This window comes from Sphingomonas bacterium (assembly GCF_903644135.1).
Lineage (GTDB): Bacteria > Pseudomonadota > Alphaproteobacteria > Sphingomonadales > Sphingomonadaceae > Sphingomonas.
In genome coordinates this window covers 1-14110 of sequence record NZ_CAHJXA010000036.1, presented here as the reverse complement: position 1 = coordinate 14110, position 14110 = coordinate 1, and the positions used below count along the sequence as shown (strand labels likewise).

General features: G+C 66.8%; 13 protein-coding genes and 2 pseudogenes. 8 read left to right on the top strand and 7 right to left on the bottom strand.

Annotated elements, in window-relative coordinates; genetic code table 11:
* The 5 genes and pseudogenes from HUU96_RS03665 to HUU96_RS03645 form a co-directional block, all read left to right on the top strand.
* The coding region (locus tag HUU96_RS03665; protein WP_217430255.1) for a hypothetical protein at nt 1-792 on the top strand (792 nt) is incomplete at its 5' end.
* 17 nt (nt 793-809) lie between these two features.
* Nucleotides 810-1208: a DUF6152 family protein gene (locus tag HUU96_RS03660; protein WP_174291504.1), complete on the top strand. Its 399-nt coding sequence runs from the start codon at nt 810-812 to the stop codon at nt 1206-1208.
* A gap of 45 nt (nt 1209-1253) precedes the next feature.
* Nucleotides 1254-2234 (top strand): annotated as a pseudogene (locus tag HUU96_RS03655) (amidohydrolase family protein); the annotation flags it as partial.
* A 122-nt stretch (nt 2235-2356) separates the two neighbouring features.
* Complete coding sequence (locus tag HUU96_RS03650; protein ID WP_174291502.1) at nt 2357-3100, top strand: hypothetical protein; 744 nt, start codon at nt 2357-2359, stop codon at nt 3098-3100.
* A 70-nt stretch (nt 3101-3170) separates the two neighbouring features.
* Entirely contained in the window at nt 3171-3560 is a 390-nt protein-coding gene (locus tag HUU96_RS03645) for a DUF6152 family protein (RefSeq protein ID WP_174291501.1), read from the top strand.
* A gap of 24 nt (nt 3561-3584) precedes the next feature.
* Here HUU96_RS03645 and HUU96_RS03640 read toward each other — a convergent pair whose 3' ends face one another.
* Complete coding sequence (locus HUU96_RS03640; RefSeq protein WP_174291500.1) at nt 3585-4487, bottom strand: SDR family oxidoreductase; 903 nt, start codon at nt 4485-4487, stop codon at nt 3585-3587.
* A 159-nt stretch (nt 4488-4646) separates the two neighbouring features.
* On the bottom strand, nt 4647-5540 hold the full coding sequence (locus HUU96_RS03635; protein WP_174291499.1) for an AraC family transcriptional regulator: 894 nt from the start codon (nt 5538-5540) through the stop codon (nt 4647-4649).
* Between the two features lie 127 nt (nt 5541-5667).
* Between HUU96_RS03635 and HUU96_RS03630 the strand changes: the two genes are divergently transcribed.
* The gene (locus tag HUU96_RS03630; RefSeq protein WP_174291498.1) at nt 5668-6423 is read left to right on the top strand and encodes an SDR family NAD(P)-dependent oxidoreductase; all 756 of its coding nucleotides are present in this window, start codon (nt 5668-5670) and stop codon (nt 6421-6423) included.
* A gap of 72 nt (nt 6424-6495) precedes the next feature.
* Here HUU96_RS03630 and HUU96_RS15060 read toward each other — a convergent pair whose 3' ends face one another.
* Complete coding sequence (locus HUU96_RS15060; protein ID WP_254604958.1) at nt 6496-6723, bottom strand: hypothetical protein; 228 nt, start codon at nt 6721-6723, stop codon at nt 6496-6498.
* A gap of 57 nt (nt 6724-6780) precedes the next feature.
* A pseudogene (locus HUU96_RS15295) lies at nt 6781-7253 on the bottom strand (SDR family NAD(P)-dependent oxidoreductase); the annotation flags it as partial.
* A 143-nt stretch (nt 7254-7396) separates the two neighbouring features.
* On the opposite strand from HUU96_RS15295, the gene HUU96_RS03620 reads away from it, so the two are divergent.
* Nucleotides 7397-8287, top strand: coding sequence for a LysR family transcriptional regulator (locus HUU96_RS03620; protein ID WP_174291497.1), 891 nt, complete (start codon nt 7397-7399; stop codon nt 8285-8287).
* A 560-nt stretch (nt 8288-8847) separates the two neighbouring features.
* Here HUU96_RS03620 and HUU96_RS03615 read toward each other — a convergent pair.
* On the bottom strand, nt 8848-9660 hold the full coding sequence (locus tag HUU96_RS03615) for an SDR family NAD(P)-dependent oxidoreductase (protein ID WP_174291496.1): 813 nt from the start codon (nt 9658-9660) through the stop codon (nt 8848-8850).
* Between the two features lie 78 nt (nt 9661-9738).
* The gene (locus tag HUU96_RS03610) at nt 9739-10359 is read right to left on the bottom strand and encodes a TetR family transcriptional regulator (RefSeq protein WP_174291495.1); all 621 of its coding nucleotides are present in this window, start codon (nt 10357-10359) and stop codon (nt 9739-9741) included.
* A gap of 80 nt (nt 10360-10439) precedes the next feature.
* Here HUU96_RS03610 and HUU96_RS03605 point away from each other — a divergent pair, with 80 nt between their 5' ends.
* Complete coding sequence (locus HUU96_RS03605) at nt 10440-12179, top strand: CocE/NonD family hydrolase (protein WP_174291494.1); 1740 nt, start codon at nt 10440-10442, stop codon at nt 12177-12179.
* Between the two features lie 159 nt (nt 12180-12338).
* Here HUU96_RS03605 and HUU96_RS03600 read toward each other — a convergent pair.
* Nucleotides 12339-14110, bottom strand: a 1772-nt coding sequence (locus HUU96_RS03600; RefSeq protein ID WP_174291493.1) for an autotransporter outer membrane beta-barrel domain-containing protein, incomplete at its 5' end; no start/stop codon positions are given.

Sequence of the window (14110 nt, the reverse complement as noted above, 5' to 3'; positions counted from 1 at the left end):
GGGATTGATCAGCGGTCATTGCGGGCCCATGTGGCGGTTATGGCCGCGCGCCGCAATCGTGCCGCGTCGGTGTGCCTCTTCGTGCATTCGGCGCAGACGGCTCCGGCCGCTTCGCCGCCGCAGGCGCTGAGCTGGTATGGCGACCCGAGCGCGCCCGACCTCAGCGGCGTCTGGACCCGCGCCGACGCTCCCCACGCCGACGGTGCCAGCCCGGAAGGGTGGGCACCCTGGACGCCGCCACTGCGCGGCGCGTTCAAAGCGACCTGGGACAAGCGGGTCGCCGACGCGGCGGCGGGGACGCGCACCGACGATCCGGTCGTCGCCTGCCTGCCTGCCGGGATGCCGCGGTTCATCACCGGCATGAACGGGCCGTTGCTGATCGTGCAGACGCCGGGCCGCGTCGCGATGACCCGCGAGTACGGTCCGCCGCGCCGCGTCTGGCTCGACGGCCGCGCGCTGCCCGCGCCGGACGATCTGGAGCAGTTCTTCGCCGGCAACTCGGTCGGCCACTACGAGGGCACGACGCTGGTGGTGCAGACCATCGGCGTCAAGGACGAGCCGATCGACGGCACCGGCGTGCCGCACAGCGACCAGGTCGTGATCCAGGAACGCTACCACCGCGTCGACCCGCAGACGCTGAGCGTCGAGGTGACGGTCACCGACAAGCTCGCGCTGACCAGGCCGATGCGCACCACCGTCACCTACAAGGCGGTGACCGATCCGCGCTGGGAGCTTCACGACCTGACGTGCACGCCCAAGACCGGATACCATCCCGAACTCTTTGTGAAATGACGTTGGAAGGCATGTCTATGAGGATATTTCCGGCGCTTGCGGGCTTGGCGGCGGCGCTGACGCTGTCCGGCGCGGCGATGGCGCACCATTCCTTTGCGATGTTCGACCGCACTAAGGAGGTCGAGCTGAAGAACGCGGTCGTCGCGCGCTGGGAGTGGACCAACCCGCATATCTGGCTGGATGTCGTCGTGCCCGCCGGCAAGAGCCCGGCCGGCAAATACTCGATCGAGGGCGGCTCGACCGGGCTGCTGCGGCGGCAGGGCTGGGAGAAGAGCTCGCTCAAGCCGGGCGACAAGATCACCGTGTATTTTGCGCCGCTGAAGAGCGGCGAGCCGGGCGGCAGCCTGCTCGCGGTGATGCTGCCGGGCGGCAAGATGCTTGGCGCGCGGCTCGACCAGCAGCGCTCGGCCGACTGATGGCGGCGGCGGAGACCATGGCGGTGTATCGGAGCGGAGCGCGCCGTGCAGGGTAAGATCGCGCTCGAAGAGCATTTCGCCATTCCCGACACGCTGGAGGATTCGCATGGTCCCTTGCCGGAAGCCTGCTGGACCGAGCTGAGCGCGCGCCTGCTCGACATCCAGGACCGGCGGCTGCGCGAGATGGACGCGCGCGGCATCGAGATGATGCTGCTGTCGCTCAACGCGCCGGCGGTGCAGGCGATCGCCGACCCGGCCAGGGCGGTGGAGATCGCGCGCCGGGCGAACGACTATCTCGCCGAGGAGGTCGCCAAGCGCCCCGACCGCTTCCAGGGGTTCGCTGCGCTGCCGCTGCAAGACCCCGACGCGGCGGCGCGCGAGTTTATCCGCTGCGTGCGCGAGCTCGGCTTTCGCGGCGCGCTGGCCAACGGCTTCTCCGAGGTCAGGGGCGGGCCGGACATGCTCTATTACGACCTGCCGATGTATCGGCCGTTCTGGGCCGAGGTCGAGAAGCTGGGCGTTCCCTTCTACCTCCACCCGCGCAACCCGCTGCCGCAGCATGCGCAGATCTATGCGGGGCACCCCTGGCTGCTGGGGCCGACCTGGGCGTTCGGGCAGGAGACCGCAGTGCATGCGCTGCGGCTGATGGGCTCGGGGCTGTTCGACGAGCATCCCGGCCTCACGATCATCCTCGGCCATATGGGTGAGGGGCTGCCGATCTCGATGTGGCGGATCGACAACCGCAATGGCTGGACCAGGCACATCGCACCGCCGAGCTATCCCGCCAAGCGGCCGATCGCCGACTATTTCCACGAGAATTTCTACATCACCACCTCCGGCAATTTCCGCACCCAGTCGCTGGTCGACACCATGCTGGAGATCGGCTCTGACCGCATCCTGTTCTCGACCGACTGGCCGTTCGAGAATGTCGATCACGCGGCCATGTGGTTCGACGACGCCGCGATCAGCGAAGCCGACCGCCGCAAGATCGGCCGCACCAACGCCGACGCGCTGTTCAAGCTGGATTTGGGGACGCGTGCCGCCGACCAGACCCCGCCGCCAACCCGGACAGCGGCCGACCACTTCCCGGAACGTCAGCTCGTCTGACCAAGACGGCATCAGCAACAAAAGGCGAGGACAGCGTGGCGATGAAAAGTGCAATTCGAGCGGGCCTGGCGACGAGTGGTCTTGTCCTGTCGCTGCTGTGCCTGCCGCCCTCATCGTCCGTCGCTCAGAGCCAGCCAGGGTTCCACCCCGACTTCGAGGGAGTGTGGGAGCCGGTCGGCGGGGCCAATTTCGATCCCACGGCGCGCGACCTGCCCGACAACAAGGGGCGGTCTTCGTCCGAGTGGCGCGACTACCCTCCGTACAACGCCGAATATGAGGCGAAGTACGATAAGATCGTCACGGATGTCCGCAAGGGCGTCGCCGTCGAGGACGGCAGCGCCAACTGCCTGCCGCAGGGGATGCCGCGAATGATGGTGATCAACTATCCGATCGACATCGTCGTGCAGCCCAAGCGCACCATCATGCTGTTCGAGCCGCTGAGCCAGCGGCGGATCATCAACACCGACGGCCGCCCTCATTCCAAGCTGGACGATCTCGACCCGACCTTCAGCGGTGAGTCGATCGGTCATTGGGAAGGCGACACGCTGGTCGTCGACACGATCTCCATCCGCAACGAGACGTCGTTCGACGTCTCCGTCGCGCCGCACAGCGACGCGCTGCATTTCGTCGAGCGGATACGGCGCGTCGGCGACAACCTTGAAGACAAGTTCGTGGTCGATGATCCCAAGGCGTTCACCAAGCCCTGGCTGATCACCCGCGTCTACAAGCGTCATCCCGGCCTGGAGCTGAAAGAGTTCGTCTGCGAAAACGCCAGGAAGCAATAACTAAACCGCCCGCGTCCAGTAACCAGCGCTGGCATGAACACAGCGTTGCCTGCGAGCTTGGAGAGTATCGATGACAGCAAGTTCAACCCTGAAGAGCAAAGCATTGGCATTGACCGCAATGGTAATGACGATCGCCTTGCCTTCCAGCGTGCTCGCGCACCATTCGTTTGCGATGTTCGACAGCACTAAGGTAGTGGTGCTCGATGGCGTCGTTCGGGACTTCCAGTGGACCAACCCACACAGCTGGATCCAGCTTGTTGTTCCGGAAAGCGGTCGTCCCACGGAATATTCGATCGAGATGGGCAGCCCAAACAATTATTCACGCCATGGCTGGAGCCGCAATTCGCTAAAGGCTGGCGACCATATCAAGGCAAGCATTCACCCTCGCAAGGACGGCAGCAAGGGCGGATCGTTCGTCAAGGTGGTTAAGGCTGACGGGACCGTTCTGGGCTACGAGTAATCACCGGTTACGCGTGCGGTTGGTTCACTCTACAGTATGTGTGGAATAGTCCGGCCGCTGGATATCTGCGATCAGGCCCGCCTCCCTTGGCTCCCAGCCTAGCATCTCCCTCGTCTGCCGGCTGTAAGCGGGGCCGTTGCCTGCCACCCACATCGCCAGACCGCCGAAATGCGCCTCGGCCTCGGCAGGCGTCAGCGAGGTGGCGGGCACGCCGATCTGCCGGCCGATCGCCTCGGCGATGAGCCTGAACGGTACGCCCTCCTCGGCGATGGCGTGATAGGCCTCGCCGCGAGCACCCGCTTCCAGTGCGAGGCGATAGACACGCGCCGCGTCCAGCCTGTGGACCGATGGCCACAGGTTCTCGCCGTCGCCGACATAGCCGGACACGCCCTTCTCGCGCGCGACCGCGGCAAGCATGGGAACGAAGCCGTGGCGCTCGCCTGCGCCATGGACCGAGCGCGGGTTGCGCACCACGCAAGCCCGCAGCCCTCGCTCGGCGAGCGCGAACGCGGTCTGCTCCGAGGCCCGGGGGAACGCGGGCATGACCGGCGGGCGGGCGTCCTCCGTGAAGGTCTCGCCGGAAGGCATGATGCCGACGCCGCCGGTGATGACGATCGGCCGCTGCGAGCCGGCGAACACCTTGCCGAACGTCTCGATTGCGCGGCGATCCTCCGTGGCCAGCTCGACGATCCTCGCAATGTCGAGGCCGAAGGCGGTGTGGATGATGCCATCAGCATTGGCGGCACCCCTGCGGAGCACGTCCAGGTCGCCGAGCGAGCCGAGCAGCGGCGTGCCACCTGCCGCTGCGAGCACCGCGCCCTTTTCCTCCGAGCGCACCAGGCCGGTGACGACATGACCTGCCGCTAGCAGCTCGCTAGCGACCACTGATCCGATCCAGCCGTTCGCCCCTGTTAGGAACACACGCACTGTAACCTCCTTGATTGTCGTGAGCGGCGACATGCTATCCCGCAACGTCAGCCACTGACATAAACAGGTTGTCAGCCACTGATAAGAAAGAAGGTTAGGCGAACCGGATTGCGCTAGCCTGCGTCCGGTAGGAGCTCGCTCGAGCATTTGTCGGACAAGCTACGCAGCGACGCTCATCTGGGCTCGCGCTGTGCGGATGTCGCGCGCTGGTGGCTGTCCGAACATCCGCCGGTATTCGCGCGTGAACTGCGGTACGCTTTCGTAGCCGACGCCGTAGGCGGCATCGCTGATCGCCTCGCCACCGGCGAGCATCCGGCGACGGGCCTCGATCAGGCGGAGCTGCTTCTGGAACTGCAGCGGCGACAGCGAGGTGATGCCACGGAAATGGACGTGGAAGGCGGACAGGCTCATGCCCGCCGCCTCCGCCAAGGCATCCACCCTGACCGGCCCGGCATAATAGGTTCGCAGCAGCGCGACCGCGCGTGCGATCCGCTGCGCGTGGCTGTCGGTCACGCCCAGCGCCCGGACGGCACCGCCGTGACGGCCGTTCAGCAACCAATAATGCAGCTCGCGACGGAGCTGCTGGCCGAGCACCGCCAGCGCATCCGGGCGATCGAACAGGCGCAAGAGACGTAGCGCCGCGTCGGCGATCTCCGCCTCGATCGGATCGACCCGGACGGGCTGGTCGGCCTCGAACGGTGCCGGGCCGATCTGACCAACCAGGTCCGTGATGATCGCTGGGTCGAGTTCGAGCACTAGCGAATAATAAGGCAAGGCCCTGCTGGCCTTGATGATCTGGCTGACGGTCGGAACGTCGGTGGTGATGAGCAGGGACTCGCCGGCACCGAAGTCGAACGTCCTGCTTGCCATGGTTACTCGCTTGCCGCCTTGCAGCACCAACGCGACCAGAGGCTTCGAGACGACATATTGTAGCATGGTCGGCGCGGTCTCGCGCAGGATCACCAGGCCCTCGACCGGTGTTGCGGCGACGCCGTGCTGGTCGACACAGGCATCGGCGTAACGGCGGGCGTGGTCGAGAAGCCGATCGGTCATGCCGCTTGGATACGACAAGCGGCTTACCCGGACAACATGCCCGGACAATCAGGCAAGGATAGCGGACGATCGCGCAACATCAGCCGAGCTGATTGCAGCATAGGTTGCCACACCGAAGGAGGCACTTATGACCACGATATCCCTTGTGACCGGCGGCAGCCGAGGTCTCGGCCGCAACACTGCGATCAGCATCGCCCGCCACGGCGGCGATGTCATCCTAACCTATCATAGCGGCAAGGAAGCTGCCGACGCGGTCGTCGCCGAGATCGCGGCGCTGGGCCGCAAGGCCGTGGCGTTGCCGCTCGATACCGGCGACGTGTCGACCTTCCCGGCCTTTGCGGAAAGCGTGCGCGCCGCACTGGCCGATACCTTCGATCGGAACTCGCTGGACCACCTCGTCAACAATGCCGGTCACGGCGAGATGGCCGACTTCGCCGCCACGACCGAGCAGCAGTTCGACACGCTGTTCGACGTCCACGTCAAGGGCGTGTTTTTCCTGACGCAGGCGCTGCTGCCGGTGCTGGCCGATGGCGGACGCATCATCAACTTCTCGTCGGGCCTCACCCGCGTGTCGTTCCCCGGCTTCTCGGCCTATGCGGCGGCCAAGGGCGCGGTGGAAGTCCTCACCGTCTACATGGCCAGAGAGCTGGGCGCGCGCGGCATCACCGCCAACACCGTCGCCCCCGGCGCGATCGAGACCGACTTCCTGGGCGGCGCGGTGCGCGACATCCCCGACTATAACCAGGCGTTCGCCGGCATGACCGCGCTCGGCCGGGTCGGCCTGCCCGACGATGTCGGCCCGATGGTGGCGAGCCTGCTCGGCCCCGACAATCGCTGGGTCAACGGTCAACGCATCGAGGTGTCGGGCGGTCAGACGATCTGACCGGTCCCGGCGACCACCGCCGCCCAGTGGCTTTTCCAGGAACAGCGAACCCGAATCTCAGCAGACCCGGCTTCACACCGCCGCTTTCTGGGTTCGAACAGCCTCAAGCCGATCAGCCAGTGCGCGCTCGATATGATCGAACGCCATGTCGCCGATCACCAGCCGCAGCGGCGGCCGGTCCAGATCGGCCGTCGTGATGATGCGGTCGACCGCATCGGCCGCATCGTCGCGTATCCCGAAGCGGCCCGCCGCGAAGATCCGCCGTATCTCACCCGAGGGTGTCGGGTCATATTCCGGCATCGGCTCGGCGCTGTCGAGGTTCGCGCCGAAGCTGGTGCCGGTCGGCCCCGGCTCGACCAGCAGGAAGTCGATGCCGAACGGGCCGACCTCCTGCGCGACGGTCTCAACGAAGCCTTCGATGCCCCATTTGGTGGCATGGTAGATGCTGAAGTTCGGATAGGCGACCTGCCCGCCGGCCGAGGACAGCTGGACGACACGGCCGCCGCCCTGCTACGCAAATGCGGCAGGCTGGCGCGGATGAGCTGGATCGAGCCGGTGAGATTGGTCGCGATCTGGCGGTCGATCTGCTCGTCGGACAGCTCCTCCGCCGCGCCGAACGTACCGTAGCCGGCGTTGCTGACGACAACATCGATCCGCCCCGCGTCGCCGAACGCGCGGTCGACGGTTCGCCGCACCGCGGCGGTATCGCTGACGTCGAGCAGGTGCACCCGCAGCGCCTCGCCATGGCGTCGCACCAGATCGTCGAGCGATCCTTCACGCCGGACCGTCGCGACAACGTGATCGCCGCGTTCAAGCAGATGCTCGGTCATGATGCGTCCGAACCCGGACGATGCGCCGGTAATCAGCCAGGTCTTCATCGCTATCGCTCCTTGATGTCGCTGGTCATCTAGCGAGCACGGCTGCGGTCGATTAGTGGCCGACATCGGCATGACCCGGTGAAGGAGCACCACCAATGGCACGGCCCAGCATCGCAGACCTGACCGCCTTCGCGACGGTCGCGGAGCATCGCAGCTTTCGCGAGGCGGCGGACATGCTCGGCGTCTCGCGCTCGACGCTCAGCCATGCGATCATCGGCCTGGAGCGGCGGCTGGGCGTGCGGCTGCTCAACCGAACGACCCGCAGCGTCGCACCGACCGAGGCGGGCGAGAAGCTGTTGCGGCGGCTGGGGCCGCTCCTGCGGGAGTTCGACGCCACCCTCGACCTGCTGGCGGACGATGGCGGCGTGGTCGGCGGCACGCTGCGGATCAATTGCGGCGAGAACGGCGCCGAGCAGTTGCTACGCTTGGTCGTTCCGGCCTTCCTTCAGCGCTATCCTGATGTGGCGCTGGACCTGGTGACCGATGGACGCCTCATCGACATCGTCGCGGGCGGGTTCGACGCGGGCGTGCGGCTGCGCGAGTCGGTGCCGCAGGACATGATCATTGTGCCGTTCGGCGGCGACGTGCGGTTCCTGGCGGTGGCGTCGCCGGACTATCTCGCGCGGCACGGCACGCCGAGCGTGCCGGACGACCTGTCGCGCCACCGCTGCATCCGCCACCGGATGCCGAGCGGCAAGGCGTATCGCTGGGAGTTCGAGAAGCACGGCCAGGAGATGGTCGTCGACGTGCCCGGATCGCTGACGCTGGACCACACCCGGTTGATGACGGAGGCGGCCGCGGACGGCCTCGGCATCGCCTATGTGCCGCAGAGCGTGGCGGCCGCACGGCTCGCCGCGGGAACGCTGGTGCCGGTGCTGGAGGACTGGTGTCCCGCGATACCGGGGCTGTGCCTCTATTACCCCGGCCACCGCCACGTCCGCGCCGCGCTGCGCGCGTTTATCGATATGCTTCGGCAGGTGGATTGATTCGACCGCTCGATACGGCGGGCTGGACCGGATAGGCCGCTGCGCTCCCCGACCCGTGGTCAGCCGCATCCGGCGATGCAGTGCTCGCCGCTGACGGGATCCAAGCCGACGACACGCCGGTGCCGGTGCCCTACTTCGACCGCGGCAAGACGGCGATCGGACAACTGTAGTTTTACGCGGCCAACGCTGCGATCTACACCGTCGCTGAAATGAAGCTGTATCACTACGGCGTCTGCGCCGGAAGCGTGCTGTAGCGGTCGCGGTTTTAGGCGGCTCGCGCGACGGGCTGAGTTGCCGATGCGGTCCTGTTCAAGGGCGTGAACGTTTGTATCATCCTGCTCGTCCTAGCCGCGCTGTCGGGTAAGCGAGGTGCGATCGCGATGTCCTGATAACCCAAACTCGACGACTGACATCCTAACCAAATGTCCAATTTGGCAGACATAGCAGCGATTTGAAGGTCCGCCTCTGCGTCAGCGTTTCAAGTACTGCAACGCCAAGCCTTAGCGAAAGCTGGACCTCCGAAGTCATCTCTTCCTGCACCCGTTAATAGAACGTGCGGGTCACAGCGCCGGCATAGCGCCGCCGTCGATCGGAAGGTCGACGCCGGTGATGTAACCGGCGTGCGGACTGCACAGGAAGGCGACGGCTCTGGCGATGTCTTCGGGTAGGCCGACCCTACCGGTTGGCACGTCAAACACATGCGGCAGGACGGCGCGCTCGATCTCGCCCCAAGGCGCATCGGCGGCGGCCCAGCCTTTGTCGGCCGCCATCGCGCGGAACGCCGCCTCCAGCTTGGGCGTCAGGATTGTGCCGGGCGAGATCGCGTTGACGGTGATGCCGTCGCCGGCCGCCGCCTTCGACAGCGATTTGGTCAGGTTGTTCATCGCCGCCTTGCAAGCCGAATAGTCCGGCCCCGTCGCCGGCGGCAGCGACCCGGCGAGACTGGAGATGTTGACGATGCGGCCCCAGCCGGCGGTGCGCATCTTCGGCAGCAAGAGGTTGGTCAGCCGCACCGCTGCGACCACGTTGCGATCGAACGCGGAGATCCACGCCTCGACCGGCGTCTCCTCCCAGACATGTTTCTCGCCCGAGCCGCCGGCGTTGTTGATCAGGATGTCGACGCCGCCGAGCAGGCGCTCGCTGTCCGCGACGATCCGCCTGGTTGCCGCTTCGTCGGTCAGGTCGCCGGTCACGACGACGGCATAACCGCCCTGCTCGGCGATCGACGTAGCGACGCGCTGCGCCCGGTCGGCGTCGCGGCCATGGATGGCGACGGCGACGCCCTCATCCGCTAGCACTCGCGCGATCGTCTCGCCGATGCCGATGCTGCTGCCGCTGACCAGCGCGCCTTTTCCTGCAAGCAGCAAGTCCATGGCTTCATCATCCGCTTGATTGGCAGGCGTATTTACCACCACGTCACCGGGACGCGAAGTGACGTCGAGCGCCGACGATCAGGGCGCGACGTCTCCGATCAAGACGACCTGTATCGCCGGGCCAAGCAGGCGGACGACCGCTTCCTGCTCCCCGTCGGCGAGCGCGGGCACGCACACGATGCGACGGCCGATGATCACGCCGACCAGCATGGCCGATGCGAACCCGGCCCGCATGGCGGCGTCGGGACGGTTCAGCTTCGGGCTGATCGCGTCCTGCAAGCGCGTCTGAAAGAACTCGCGAAGCTGCGCCGAAGCATGCTCGTTCGAGACGGCGGCACGCACCATCGCCAGCAGCGGCTCGGCGTTCTCGGCAGGACCTTCCCACAGCGCCAGGAAGGCGCGGACGACACGCTCGCCAAGCCCCTGCCCGGGCCCGTCGAACGCGCCCACGATTCGCGCCAGGGCGTCGGGCGAGATCGCCATCATCGCGCCGAACAACCCTTCCTTTGACTGGAAGAACTGCAGGATCAGCGCCGGGTCGACGCCGGCGTCGGCGGCGACCTTGCGGATCGTCGTCGCGGCATAGCCGTCTTCGGCGAAGCGGGACCGCGCCGCCGCCAGGATCGCCTGCCGGGTCGTGCTATCGCCGGACCGCCGGCCGCGCCGCACAGGCGATGGTGCATCATCAGCGTCGGACATGCTCACTGCTCGGAACCAACTATATCATCACGCGTAGATATCAGGTGAAAGCCTCGTGAGGCAATCGGAAGGACGTTGAGATGAGCGTGGAGAAGGTCTTCGTCAAATCATACCCCTATGACGAGAAGGAGCACGGCCTGTTCGCCGCCTTCCAGCCCGGCACGACCACCTTGCCGGCCGGTCACAAGATCGCGCCGGAGTTCCGCGCGCTGACCTGCGACATCGTGTTCGACCGCGACGTTGCGGTGACACTGCGCGACGGCGTGACGATCTACGTCGACGTCTTCCGGCCGGCGGGCAGCGAGACGGTACCCGTGATCGTTGCCTGGAGCCCCTATGGCAAGAGCGGCGGCAGCTCGGCGCGGACGACGACGCTGTTCACTATGCTCGGCATGGCCCCCGACCTCGTCTCGGGGCTGGAGAAGTTTGAGGGTCCTGATCCGGCCTATTGGTGTGCGCATGGCTACGCGGTGTGCAACCCGGACGCGCGCGGCGTCGCGCATTCCGAGGGCGACAGCGTCATGTTCGGGCGGCAGGAGGGCCAGGACGCGCACGACGTGATCGAGTGGCTGGCCGGGCAGGATTGGTGCACCGGCAAGGTCGCGATGAGCGGCACCTCCTACCTCACCATCTCGCAATGGTTTACCGCCGCCGAGCAGCCGCCGCACCTGGCCGCGATCAACCCTTGGGAGGGACTGACCGACGCCTATCGCGACCTCGTCATGCGCGGCGGCATGCCCGACCTGGGCTTCGCCGAGCGGCTCCAGCACAACTATGCGGGCAATGGCCAGCGCGAGGACATCGTCACCGAGACCGAGCGCTATCCGCTGATGAACGAGCTGTGGCGGGACAAGATCGTCCGCTTCGAAAACGTCACCGTCCCCGCCTATGTCGTCGCGAGCTATTCCAACACGCTGCACACCGCCGGCCAGTTCCGCGCCTGGCGGCGGATCGCCTCGCGCGAGAAGTGGCTGCGCATCCACAACACGCTGGAGTGGCCGGACTATTATGACGAGGCGCACAAGGAGGACCTGCGCCGCTTCTTCGACTGCTACCTCAAGGGCGTCGATAATGGCTGGCAGGAGACACCGCGCGTCCGCTATTCGGTGCTTGATCTGGAGGGCGGCGGCCGCACCAACCTGCCGGCGGACGCGTTCCCGCCCGAGGGCGTCACCGACACCAAATACTATCTCGACGGCAAGACCCGCACACTGGCACCCGACGCGCCGGCTGAGGAGGCGAGCGTCGCCTACGACACGCGGACGCGTCCAGGCCTGGCCTCGTTCGTGATCCGCTTCGAGGAAGAGACCGAGCTGGTCGGCTACCCCAAGCTGCACCTTTGGGTGGAGGCGAAGGACGCCGACGACATGGACCTGTTCGTCCTCGTCCAGAAGCTCGACGCGCGCGGCAACCACCTCCAGCAGTTCAACGTGCCCAACCAGACCGCGCTGATGCAGGACGCGACCGAGCGCAGCGGCTCGGTGCTGCGCTACAAGGGTTCGCCCGGGCGGCTGCGCGTATCCGCCCGCCACCTCGACGAAGCGCTGTCGACCGACGCGATCCCCGAGCACAGCTTCGACCGCGTCGAGAAGCTGTCGCCCGGCGAGATCGTCGAGGTCGAGATCGACCTGTTCCCGATCGGGCTGGTGTTCCACCCCGGCGAGCAGCTGCGGCTGATCGTCGACTCGCAGAACGCGTTGGGTGCGATCATGCCGGGCGTTGACGCCTATGAGCCGCAGAACCGGGGCCAGCACATCATCCATACCGGCGGCGCGGATGCTTCTTACCTCCAGCTGCCGATAAAGGCGGCTGGTGCATGATCTTGGATGATCGCGTCCTGCGGCGACGACGGGCCGGCGATCCCGCCAAACGAAGATGCTTGGAGCATGCGGGTCATCGTCGATACGTAACAGTGCTTGGATCGAGGCAAGAACAAGCAAGCGGGAGCCGACGCTGAACGCCAGCTCCCGTCCTGGTCATCAGAAGCGCACCGCCAGGCCGACCCTGCCGCCTCCGCCGTAATAATCGCTGGCGGCGTCGGCGGTGCCTTCGATGAAGCCGTGCACGCGCGCGCCCTGCGTGATATCGATACCGGCGCGAACCTGCGCATAGGTGGGGACCACCGGCGCAAACAGCGCGAGCGCGGTGCCGGCGTTGCTGATCGTCAGCTGATCGCGGTCGCCGAACTCGTGCACCGCTGCACCTGACGCGTAGAGCGACACGCGCGAGGCCCCGTCGCCGACCACCGCGTTCACCCTCGCGCCAGCCTTGCCCCGCAGGCCTTCGGCGGTGTCGATGCTTTCGACGAACTGGCCGAGGATCAGTCCGGTGCGATCGACATGGGCATAGTCGAGCGAGGCGAACGGCTCTATCGTCACGCGCCTCCCGCTAATGATGAGGCTGGCCTGGGCGCGACCGCCATAGCTGCCGGGATGCAGGCGGGCACCAAGCCCTGCGGGCGCGTTGCGGAAGCCGACCCATGCGTGCTCATACTTGCCGAGCGCGTCCAACCGGAACGGACCCGGCGCGATCCGGGCATAGCCGCCCGCATTGACGGCCTCAATCGAGAAGCGGGACGGATCGGTGGACAGGGTCAGGCGGCTGTTGGTGTAGCCACCGGTGACGCCGACCAGCACGCCGGGGCTCAGTGTCAGGTCGACGCCGCCCTGGACACCGAACCAATCCTGGCGCGAATTCAGGCCATAAGTCCGCACCTGTCCGAACGGCGTCGCCGCGATGCCGACATGCCGGGTGTCGACCGAGCCATAGCTGTTCATCCACAAGGCGCGACCCGTCGACAGCTCGTCGAGGTGCGTGGCGACCGCGTCGGACGAGCGGTAGAAGCTCTGCCGCAGCGCGTCCGCCAGCGCGATCGGTGCCACCGCCGCCTGGTCGGGGGTGCCGACGATCGCGAAGTCGTTCGAGCCCGCATCGTAGCTCAGCGCATAGTCGGTCAGGCCGACCCGTTGAGTACCGCCCGCCAGCTGGAATGCCCTGGCGCTCGTGCCTGCGCCCGCATCGACGACGACCGTGCCGGCGAGCAGCGCGCCGGTGAGCCCCGTCGCCAGCACGATGGTCGATCCGGTCGCGGCACCACCGATTACCAGGCGATCGGTCGCCGCTACTCCCACATCGACCCCCAAAGTGCTGGCACCCGTGCCGGCGAAACTGCCCGGCACGACCAGCCGGTCGCCGACCTGGCCATTGCGCAGGTCGATGACGCCGCTGTTGTTCAGCGCCTCCAGCCCGGCGAAGCTGACGCTGCCCGGAGCGGTTGCCGCCGGGCGGACCGCGATCGTGCCTGTGTTGACGAAGAGGTCGGCACCGCCGCCGAAATTACTGTCACCCACCGCCTCGAAGCGGCCTGCATTGGTGAACTGATCGGCATTGTCGGTCAGGTCGACGCGGCCGACGATCGTGCCAGTCGGCTGGATGAGGATCGTCGCGCCGGCACCTTTCGCATCGAGCGCGAGGCCGTTGCCGGCGGACAGCCGGTCGCCGACCGTGATCGCGGCGGCGGTGCCCGATACGATGCCGATCCCGCCAGTCGCGCCCTGTACCGGCGCGCCGGGCAGCGTCGTCACTCGAACGCCGCACTGGCTGCGCGCGACGATGCCGGTGCCGCCCGCATTGATCGGGCCGCGCGCGGTGATGTCGACGTCCTGGCAGCCGACATTGACGTCGACGCCGTTGCCGCCCGCGCCGATCGGTCCCGCGGCGATCGCGATCGGGCCGGCATTGCCGCCGCCGC

Coding starts and splice junctions, on each gene's coding strand:
- HUU96_RS15060 (WP_254604958.1), bottom strand. CDS start 6,723: ATGCCGGAATATGACCCGACACCCTCGGGTGAGATACGGCGGATCTTC.
- HUU96_RS03635 (WP_174291499.1), bottom strand. CDS start 5,540: ATGACCGATCGGCTTCTCGACCACGCCCGCCGTTACGCCGATGCCTGT.
- HUU96_RS03620 (WP_174291497.1), top strand. CDS start 7,397: ATGGCACGGCCCAGCATCGCAGACCTGACCGCCTTCGCGACGGTCGCG.
- HUU96_RS03630 (WP_174291498.1), top strand. CDS start 5,668: ATGACCACGATATCCCTTGTGACCGGCGGCAGCCGAGGTCTCGGCCGC.
- HUU96_RS03645 (WP_174291501.1), top strand. CDS start 3,171: ATGACAGCAAGTTCAACCCTGAAGAGCAAAGCATTGGCATTGACCGCA.
- HUU96_RS03660 (WP_174291504.1), top strand. CDS start 810: ATGAGGATATTTCCGGCGCTTGCGGGCTTGGCGGCGGCGCTGACGCTG.
- HUU96_RS03605 (WP_174291494.1), top strand. CDS start 10,440: ATGAGCGTGGAGAAGGTCTTCGTCAAATCATACCCCTATGACGAGAAG.
- HUU96_RS03610 (WP_174291495.1), bottom strand. CDS start 10,359: ATGTCCGACGCTGATGATGCACCATCGCCTGTGCGGCGCGGCCGGCGG.
- HUU96_RS03650 (WP_174291502.1), top strand. CDS start 2,357: ATGAAAAGTGCAATTCGAGCGGGCCTGGCGACGAGTGGTCTTGTCCTG.
- HUU96_RS03615 (WP_174291496.1), bottom strand. CDS start 9,660: ATGGACTTGCTGCTTGCAGGAAAAGGCGCGCTGGTCAGCGGCAGCAGC.